The organism is Roseofilum sp., from assembly GCF_982964205.1.
Genome location: NZ_CEZBFX010000223.1, coordinates 1 through 2387 on the forward strand (window position 1 = coordinate 1; position 2387 = coordinate 2387).

Annotated in this window: 2 protein-coding genes; both read right to left on the reverse strand. The window is 42.4% G+C overall.

Annotated features, from left to right (window positions below):
- A partial coding sequence (locus tag AC3A14_RS24585) for a hypothetical protein (RefSeq protein ID WP_487779240.1) occupies positions 1-1489 on the reverse strand: 1489 nt, incomplete at its 3' end.
- Between the two features lie 49 nt (positions 1490-1538).
- A complete protein-coding gene (locus AC3A14_RS24590; protein WP_318734023.1) occupies positions 1539-2075 on the reverse strand; it encodes a hypothetical protein in 537 nt (178 codons plus the stop codon).
- Positions 2076-2387 lie beyond the last annotated feature (312 nt).

Below are 2387 nucleotides of genomic sequence, written 5' to 3' on the forward strand. Positions count from 1 at the left end.
GGTCATACCAGCGACAACCGGGAACGTTAGAGAAGTGTTGCCAGCCATCAGAGTCAATGCTACTCGGAAGTATGGGATTTTGTTGAGTGCGACCTGGTGTATCTTCGATGTTACCGCCGTCCTCGTTGCCAAGGATAACGCCTCCACCACCGCTACCGCCGATAATACCGCCACCACCGCTACCGCCGATGATAATCCCTCCACCTCCACTACCACCGAGTGGAATACTGCCGTTGTTATTGCCTTCACTACCCGTTCCTATTGGGGAGTCTTCAGTATTGAATACATTGACGTAAAGTTCGTAGTTACCTTCATCTTCTCCGCGACGACCGCCATCAGCCGCCTTAACAGATAAATTGATCCTACCGTTACTCGATACAGTACCTAAGACTGAGGAGGCAAAACCATCACCAAGGTGACTGCTGTTATCGTCAGCTCCGAGGAAATAGCCCTCATCGTCGTATCCGCTCAGGTAGGTATTGGGGTTGCATTGGTTGGAGGGAATATCATTGTTAATCCAGGCGTAAAATGTGGCTCCAGGAGTGAGGCCGTCTAGGTTAAAGTTGTCTCTTTCTGTACCTGATGATAGGCTGTCTGAGAATTTTTTAGCCACTACACATTCACTACTATCGCTAGCGACTTGGCCATCACTGTTGTTAGTAGCCAAATTATGTTCGCTTCCAGGGGGGCAAGCCGGAACAGAATTTGGCCTTTTTAGTATTTGGTTTCTCCATCCCCACTTGATGCCGTTGTGAATTCTTATGGTCTTTGTTGTGCTTCCTCTCGGTGTAATATCTTCAGTCAGGAAAAGAAAAGCATTCCAGGTATGATCGTTTAAAGGATCAAATCTGTAGGGTGTGTCTTGAAAGTATATGTAAGGAGTCCCATTGTCCAACTGATCATAGTTTGTTGGGTAGTAGGGGGTACTTGCACCAGTACTAATATCAAGAGCATCTTGAATGGTTCCATGTGGATAGTCAAATGGATAGTCAAACACTTCGTCGGTTGCTTTATGGTTATTTTTAATTCTTTGAACCCAGTGGAGTCGTTTATCAAATTTATTTGGTATTGAGTCAGTATCTCCACCTGGATGATACTCTACCTCAAAGAAAGCTCCTACTCCTCCTATGAAGGATTCGTCTTCAAGCATTTCTATCCCACAATGAGTTTGAGGGCCGCAAGCGTAATAAGATTGTATATCAAAACTACCTTGTAAGTCGTTTTCTGCGGGAACGAAAGTCCATTTTCCCCCTTGATGTCTAGAAAAATCGTTGAGCAGTTTTAGCAGTTCATTTGTTCCTCCTCTGTCTAGTGCTGTTGGAACTGGCAACCATGTCACTCCCTCGTAATCTCCTAACTGGTAAGGAACATAATAATTAGACGAATCCGGGGGTGGATACTTGATTTTAAAAGCTATCGCAGATTCACAAGTAAGGACAACGAATAAGGTCGTTGTCAAGAAGTTTGAAAAATACGCTCGTAATTTCATTTTTTGTGCCTCATTGTAAATAAATATTTGCTTTTTTCACTCCTTATCCTTAATCCGGAGAATATTCTAAGTAGAACTCTTCGTAAGGTGAAGATGCTATACCTGTCCAAAGCTCTTCTAAGAAGGGCCAAGGCTGACGGCTGATTTTTGGAGTTGGAGATATTTTTCTATAAGTAAAACGTACCCAATATTTAATTGGTCTCAGACCTCTATAACTCCAAGATAAATTGTAGCGGTTTACACCACCAAATCCTAGCTTGTTGCCCACACAGAAAAACTTGGCTTTTGTCAAGAAAGTTAAAGTCGCCCCTGGTTTAGCTAACAGAAAATCTGACTCTAATGGGAGATTTGCATGATTTATGCCAGCACCATATTCGACTGCTTCTCCCTCTGGTCCTACGATTTCTGGAATTAAGCTAAAGAAGATAAAGCGATAGGGAGTTGAGGTTTGGTTCGTTACTTTAATGCCAAAGTCAGCCCAGGTTTTGATATTATCCTGGTTGGGGATAATCAAGACTCGTTCTGGTACGAGGGTTTCAAACCTGATACCACCAGTAATGGTGTAATTACTCTCCACAGATTCCATAGGTTTAAGAATTGATCGATGGATATTTTCTTTTTTTCACTCCTTTGTCCGAAAGTTTTTCAATTAGGTCTTTTTTCAGCACAGTTAATACTCGCTTGGGTACAAGGGTTTCAAAGCGAATCCCATCAACTTCGATAAAACTGCTTTCATTCATGTTGGCTAGATACTACCTGTATCAGGGAATCAAAGTCACAGTAATTTTACTGGATTTGTCACTATATTGGTAATAACTTTAACTCTCACGACTTCCGATTCCTCAAACCGAATTGGATTCTGGTACCTTCTGCTTTTTCGTCTCTTCTTCAGTCACTA